This window comes from Pseudomonas sp. C8002, assembly GCF_013385765.1.
Classification (GTDB): domain Bacteria; phylum Pseudomonadota; class Gammaproteobacteria; order Pseudomonadales; family Pseudomonadaceae; genus Aquipseudomonas.
In genome coordinates, this window is sequence record NZ_JACAPJ010000033.1 from 25,359 (window position 1) to 31,961 (window position 6,603).

Sequence of the window (6,603 nt, forward strand, 5' to 3'; positions counted from 1 at the left end):
CTGTAAGAGCGGAACCCATATCAGCCGTTACTAAAAAAACGGATATGTACTCCGAGCCAAAAGCCGGACCAACTTCAACGTCTTCTGTGGTCACTTATGGAAAAGTCAAAGCTTCGCAAAACAGGAATGGCCCTGGCCCTGGCAATCGCCGCCGCCCTGACCATCTACACCGTGCAGGCCCCCGCAGACGCGCCGCAATACCTGACCGCCACCGCCGAGCGCAGTGACATCGAAAACGCCGTCCTGGCCACCGGCCTGCTCGAAGGCGTCAAGCAGGTCGATGTCGGCGCCCAGGTTTCCGGCCAACTCAAATCCCTGAAGGTCAAGGTCGGCGACAAGGTCAAGAAGGGCCAATGGCTGGCCGAAATCGACCCGTTGATCCTGCAGAACACCCTGCGCAAAGCCCAGGTCGACGAAGAAAACCTCCAGGCCCAACGCCGCGCCACTGCGGCGCAACTCAAGGAAACCAAATCCGTCTACGAACGCTATCAGGGCCTGCAAGAGGACGAATCCGTGTCCCGCCAGGACTTCGAAACCGCCGAGTCCAATTACGAGGTACAGCGCGCCAACCTGATGTCCCTCGACGCCCAGATCAAAAGCGCCCACATCCAGATCGACACCGCCAAGATCAACCTGGCCTACACCCGCATCGTCGCGCCAATCGACGGCGATGTAGTGGGCATCGTCACCCAGGAAGGCCAGACCGTGATCGCCAGCCAACTGGCACCGGTGCTGCTCAAGCTCGCCGACCTGGACACCATGACCGTCAAGGCCCAGGTCTCCGAAGCGGACGTGATCCACATCAGTCCGGGCCAGCAGGTGTATTTCACCATCCTCGGCGAGGCCGACAAACGCTACTACGCCAAATTGCGCGGTACCGAACCTGCCCCGCAGAATTTCCTCGAAACCCAGACCGCCGGCACCCCCAAGCAAAACACCGCGGTGTTCTACAATGCGCTGTTCGACGTACCCAACCCCGACCACCGCCTGCGCATCGCCATGACCGCCCAGGTGCGCATCGTGCTCGACACCGCCAAGGCCGCACTGACCGTGCCGGTGGCCGCACTCGGCCCGCGCAATGCCGATGGCAGTTTCCCGGTGCGGGTGCTGGACGCCAAGGGCAAGGCCAACACGCGGCAGGTGCAGACGGGCATCAACAACAACGTCAAGGTGCAGATCCTCGATGGCCTGGCCGAAGGCGACAAGGTGGTGATCGGCGACCCATCGCCTGCCGTGGCGGGGGGCTGATTGATGACTCAGCCACTGCTGGAGCTTAAAGGCATCGTGCGCAGTTTCATGGCCGGTGACCGCGAATTCATTGCGCTCAAGGGCATCGACCTGACCATCCACGCCGGGGAAATGGTCGCGATCACCGGGGCCTCGGGCTCGGGTAAATCCACCCTGATGAACATTCTCGGCGGCCTCGACTACGCCACCGCCGGCAGCTACAAGATCAATGGCATCGAAACCCGCACCCTGGGGGATGAGCAACTGGCCGAGCTGCGCCGCGACTACTTCGGTTTTATCTTTCAGCGTTACCACTTGCTCGCGCACCTGAGCGCGTTGCACAACGTGGAAATGCCGGCGATTTATGCCGGTACGCCGGAAACCGCCAGGCATAGCCGCGCCGGGGAATTGCTGGCACGCCTGGGGTTGTCGGGGCATTTGACCCATCGCCCGAGCCAGCTGTCCGGCGGCCAGCAACAGCGCGTGAGTATCGCCCGGGCCTTGATGAACGGCGGCGAAGTGATCCTCGCCGACGAACCCACCGGCGCCCTCGATACCCACAGCGGCAAGGAGGTGATGCGCATCCTGGCCGAGCTGCACGCCGCCGGGCACACGGTGATCATCGTTACCCATGACCCGAAAGTCGCGGCCAATGCCCAGCGGATCATTGAGGTGCGCGATGGCGAGATCGTCAGTGACCGCGCCAATCAGAGTGTCGGCCTCGACCTGCCCACCGAAGCGCCCATCGAGCCCAAGCGCAGCGGTGCGCGCAAGTTGGTGGCGAGCCTCGGGCTGTTCAAGGAGGCCTTCAACATGGCCTGGGTGGCGCTGATTTCCCATCGCATGCGCACCTTGCTGACCATGCTCGGCATTGTCATCGGCATCACCTCGGTGGTGTCGATCTCGGCCATCGGCGAAGGCGCCAAGCGCTATGTGCTCAAGGACATCCAGGCCATTGGCAGTAACACCATTGATATCTTTCCCGGCAAGAGTTTTGGTGACAGTCGTGCGTCAGCCATCGAGACGTTGTTGCCGTCGGATGTGGATGCGCTGAACCAGCTGTATTACGTCGACAGCGCCACGCCGGTGGTGGGGCGCAACCTGTTGCTGCGTTACGGCAATATCGACCTGGACGCCCAGGTCAATGGGGTCAGCGATCGCTATTTCCAGGTCAAGGGCCTGAAGCTCGAAGCCGGAATTACCTTCAGCGAAAGCGACGCCCGGCGCCAGGCCCAGGTGGTGGTGATCGACCACAACGCGCGCCATCGGCTGTTCGCGCCCGGCGTGGATCCGTTGGGCCAGGTGATCCTGGTGGGCAACCTGCCCTGCACCGTGATCGGGGTGACGGCCGACAACAAAAACATGTTCGCCGCCAGCAAGGCGTTGAACGTGTGGGTGCCGTACGAGACGGCAGCGGGGCGGCTGTTGGGCCAGCGTCATCTGGACAGCATCACGGTGCGCATCAAGGACGGCCAGCCGAGCAAGGTGGTGGAAGAGAACGTCACCAAGCTGATGTTGCAACGTCACGGCACCAAGGACTTCTTTACCAACAACCTCGACAGCATCATGCAGACGGTGCAGAAAACCAGCCGTTCCCTGGCGTTGCTGCTGTCGTTGATTGCAGTGATTTCGTTGCTGGTGGGCGGCATCGGAGTGATGAATATCATGCTGGTGTCGGTGACCGAACGCACCCGCGAAATCGGGATTCGCATGGCAGTGGGCGCGCGGCAATCGGATATTCGCCAACAGTTCCTGGTGGAAGCGGTGATGGTCTGCCTGATTGGCGGGATGATCGGCATCTCGCTGTCATTCGCCATCGGCTATCTGTTTTCGTTGTTTGTGAAAGAGTGGGAAATGGTGTTTTCCCTGGGCTCGGTGGTGACGGCGTTTGCGTGTTCAACGTTGATCGGGATTGTGTTCGGGTTTGTGCCGGCGCGGAATGCGGCGCGGTTGGATCCGATTGAAGCCCTGGCCCGGGATTAGGCCGGGAAGAGATCAAAAAATGTGGGAGCGGGCTTGCTCGCAAATGCGCTGGATCAGTCACACATGTATTGACTGACACTGCGCATTCGCGAGCAAGCCCGCTCCCACATTTGTTCCTCGGTGTTCTAGAGAGTGGCGTTTTCTTCTGTGGAATACATCCACCGCATCAATGAATGCCGGCCACTGATGCCCATTTTGATCGCTGCCCGCTTGAGGTAGCTCTCGATGGTATTGACCTTCAGTGCCAACTGCTCCGCCAGTTCCGGCGCGGTACGCCCGGCCAGCAGCCCCACGCACACCTCAAGCTCCCGGCTGGACAGGGCCAGCCCCGATTGCGCGAGGCGCTCTTCAAAGCGCCGGCGCAAGGTGTCGATGCCTTGTTGCTGCGGCGCTTCGCTGTCCGGATCGCTGGGTTGCAGGGCGCTGATGTGTTTTTCAACCATCGGCAGCAGCAGGGAGGAGAAGTCTTGCAGGATGATCCGCTCCTGCTGGGAAAAACTTTCGCAGGGGTTGGAGCGATACACCGACAGCACGTAGCTGACGTCATCCTTGCGCCGGGTCAGGTGCAGTTGGGCGGCGGCCTGGGCCTCTTCCTGCCCTGGCAGCGGGTCGGTGTACACCGGGCTGATCCCCGTCATTCGCGAACTGCCTGCCTTGCGCGGTGAACTCACAGGCATTTGGGTGATGTGCGTCGCGTCGACCGCCAGTTGGGTGAGGATCAGGTCATGCAGCATGCGCGGGAAATGCCGGCTGCCGGTGCTGGCGATGACTTTGCCAATGTGGGGGAACAGGTGTGAGTTCATCATTTCATCCATGAGTTTCAATGAGGGCGGCGTACAGGGCAGTGATCTCCATGACTGCCGCCTCGTATGCTAGTACAGGCTTTCGCAAACGGGCCAATGAATGGATCAAATTTTTTGCGGTGCAGGGCGCAACGGGAGAAGCCCGACCTTTTCAGGCCGGGCTATTGATAAACGTCGCGCCTGCCTGTGAATTTACTTCAAGCGTGATGAACGTTGTGTTGCACCGCCCGGGATTTCGGCTTTACGGCACAGGCCTGCAGGGCTTGGGCAACGTCGGCCAGCAGGTCGGCGACATCCTCAAGGCCCGCCGAGAGTCGCACCAGCCCTTCGGAAATCCCGTGGTGGGCGCGCTGCTCCGGGGTGTAGGTGGAGTGGGTCATGCTGGCCGGGTGCTGGGCCAGTGACTCGGCGTCCCCCAGGCTCACGGCCCGGGTGAACAGCTTGAGGGCGTTCATGAAGCGTCGGCCCATGTCGATGCCGCCCTTGAGTTCAAACGCGATCATGCCGCCGGATTGTTTCATCTGCCGCGCGGCCAGTTCGTATTGAGGGAAGGAGCGCAGGCCGGGGTAGGTCACCCATTCCACCAGGGGATGGGCCTGCAAGGCTTCTGCGATGGCCAGGGCGTTGCTGCAATGGCGGTCCATGCGCAGGGCCAGGGTCTTGAGGCCGCGCATCAGCAGGGCGGCGTCCTGGGGTGACATCACCGCACCGGTCAGGTCCTTGAGCCCTTGCAGGCGAATGCGCTGGGCCAGGGCCTGGCTGCTGACGGCGATGCCGGCGGTGATATCGCCGTGGCCACTGAGGTATTTGGTGGCCGAGTGCACCACCACGTCGGCGCCCATTTCCAGCGGGCGTTGCAGGTAGGGCGTGCAGTAGGTGTTGTCCACCACCACGGTGATACCGGGTTGCCGGTGGGCGATCTCGGCGACGGCGGCGATGTCCACCAGTTGCAGGTTGGGGTTGGCCGGGGTTTCGAAGTAGATCATGCGCGTGGCCGGGTTGATGGCCTCGCTCAGGGCGTTCAGGTCGGTGAGGTCGACGTGGCGCACCTTGATGCCGAATTCGCCGATGCCGTGGTGCAGCAGGGCGAAGGTGCAGCCGTAGAGGGTCTGGCTGACGATGATTTCATCACCTGGGCGCAGCAGGGTCCAGAACGTCGCGGCAATTGCGCCCATGCCGGAGCTGAAGGCGACGGCGGCTTCGCCGTTTTCCAGGGTGGCCATGCGCGATTCCAGCAGGGCCAGGGTGGGGTTGGAGATGCGGGTGTAGAAGTGTCCGCTCTCTTCGCCGGCGAAGCAGGCGGCTCCGTATTCGGCGGTGGGGAAGGCGAAGGTTGCCGTCAGGTAGATGGGCGGCACGAGGGCGCCGTGGTGGTCCTGGGGGTCATAGCCGTGGTGGATGGCGCGGGTGGAAAAGCCGAACGTGTTGTGTTTATTTTTCATGGTCGGACGCTCCTTATTTCCTACAATGCTATGCTTATAACGGCGGCCGAACGTTCCATAGTTTGCTGGGAAAGGCCGGTAGATTGGGATGAAAAACAATAAAAACGACGTTTTGAGGCAAGATATGCCCATGCATCTGGATCGGACTGACAAGGCACTTTTAAACGCCTTGCAGGGTAATGCGCGGTTGACGGTGGCGGAGTTGGCGGAGCGGGTGTCGCTGACCACTTCGCCGTGTTGGCGGCGGGTGAAGAACCTTGAGGACAGCGGGGTGATCGGCGGTTATCAGGCGATCCTGTCGCCCAAGGCGCTGGGGTATGGGGTGACGGCGTTTGTCAGCATCATGATGGATACGCACTCCCGGGAAGTTGCCCGGGCGTTTGAGCAAAGGTTGTTGGAGATTCCCGAGATTGTGGCGTGTCATAACGTTTCGGGGCGGTATGATTTTTTGTTGGAAGTGGTGGCGAAGGATCTGGAGTCGTTTGGGGAGTTTGCGCGGGAGGTGTTGCAGGGGTTGCCGTGTGTTAAGGAGATTTACTCGAGTTTTTCTTATAAGTCGGTGCGGCCGTTGCGGGTGATTCCTTTGCCGGAGTGATGGTGTGTGTATCCGTTATTTGGGTAACGGCTGCTTATGGTTTCGCTCTTACAGCGAGTCACTTTGCAAAAGCGGCAAAGTAACCAAAGCGCTCTGCCCCGCCTGTCGGCACCTCGCCTAGGCTCGGTGTTCCCTCACTCCGGCATTACTCCGCGGGCCGCCGCGACGGGCCATCCATGGCCCGGCGCGGCTAAACCGGCGTCCTGCCGGTTTACCCGCTCCGCAATACCTGCGTTCGGCCTCGGGCTTATTGGGGCAGTCAGATCAAGATCAAAATCAAAAGCACGGCGGCCTGAGAGCCGACCTGAGTGTTTAAAAGCCAGATCAAAAGCCAGAGCGAAAGCAGAGCAGCTTTTCTGTAGGAGCTGGCTTGCCGGCGATGCAGACACCTCGGTGCATCAGACACACCGAGGTGATGCCATCGCCGGCAAGCCAGCTCCTACAGTGAACCGTGCCCGCTTTAGCTTTTGATTTAGCTTTTAACACTCAAGCCGGCCGGCAGGCCGCTGTGCTCTTGCTTTTGATCTTGATTTTGATCTTAGGCGCCCCGTTA

5 protein-coding genes are annotated in these 6,603 nt (G+C 60.9%); 3 read left to right on the top strand and 2 right to left on the bottom strand.

The window, feature by feature from the left end:
- Positions 1-96: 96 nt before the first annotated feature.
- Together macA and HX814_RS28170 are read left to right on the top strand one after the other, a co-directional pair.
- Positions 97-1,248 (top strand): macrolide transporter subunit MacA, encoded by a 1,152-nt coding sequence (gene macA, locus HX814_RS28165; protein WP_032898521.1) that lies wholly within the window; start codon positions 97-99, stop codon positions 1,246-1,248.
- Positions 1,249-1,251: 3 nt separating this feature from the next.
- Positions 1,252-3,210, top strand: coding sequence for a MacB family efflux pump subunit (locus HX814_RS28170; protein WP_003212489.1), 1,959 nt, complete (start codon positions 1,252-1,254; stop codon positions 3,208-3,210).
- A gap of 125 nt (positions 3,211-3,335) precedes the next feature.
- Here the strand turns inward: HX814_RS28170 and HX814_RS28175 are convergent, their stop codons facing one another.
- Together HX814_RS28175 and HX814_RS28180 are read right to left on the bottom strand one after the other, a co-directional pair.
- Complete coding sequence (locus tag HX814_RS28175) at positions 3,336-4,025, bottom strand: helix-turn-helix transcriptional regulator (RefSeq protein ID WP_087695226.1); 690 nt, start codon at positions 4,023-4,025, stop codon at positions 3,336-3,338.
- A 185-nt stretch (positions 4,026-4,210) separates the two neighbouring features.
- Positions 4,211-5,455 carry a methionine gamma-lyase gene (locus tag HX814_RS28180; protein ID WP_177009637.1) on the bottom strand — a complete coding sequence of 415 codons (1,245 nt, stop codon included), beginning with the start codon at positions 5,453-5,455 and terminating at the stop codon, positions 4,211-4,213.
- A gap of 124 nt (positions 5,456-5,579) precedes the next feature.
- Here HX814_RS28180 and HX814_RS28185 point away from each other — a divergent pair, with 124 nt between their 5' ends.
- Positions 5,580-6,050 carry an Lrp/AsnC family transcriptional regulator gene (locus HX814_RS28185; RefSeq protein WP_008430161.1) on the top strand — a complete coding sequence of 157 codons (471 nt, stop codon included), beginning with the start codon at positions 5,580-5,582 and terminating at the stop codon, positions 6,048-6,050.
- Positions 6,051-6,603 lie beyond the last annotated feature (553 nt).

What these genes read in the sequence shown, in the direction of transcription:
- HX814_RS28180 (WP_177009637.1), bottom strand. Translation starts at nt 5,455, where the DNA reads ATGAAAAATAAACACAACACGTTCGGCTTTTCCACCCGCGCCATCCAC.
- HX814_RS28175 (WP_087695226.1), bottom strand. Translation starts at nt 4,025, where the DNA reads ATGGATGAAATGATGAACTCACACCTGTTCCCCCACATTGGCAAAGTC.
- HX814_RS28170 (WP_003212489.1), top strand. Translation starts at nt 1,252, where the DNA reads ATGACTCAGCCACTGCTGGAGCTTAAAGGCATCGTGCGCAGTTTCATG.
- HX814_RS28185 (WP_008430161.1), top strand. Translation starts at nt 5,580, where the DNA reads ATGCCCATGCATCTGGATCGGACTGACAAGGCACTTTTAAACGCCTTG.
- macA (WP_032898521.1), top strand. Translation starts at nt 97, where the DNA reads ATGGAAAAGTCAAAGCTTCGCAAAACAGGAATGGCCCTGGCCCTGGCA.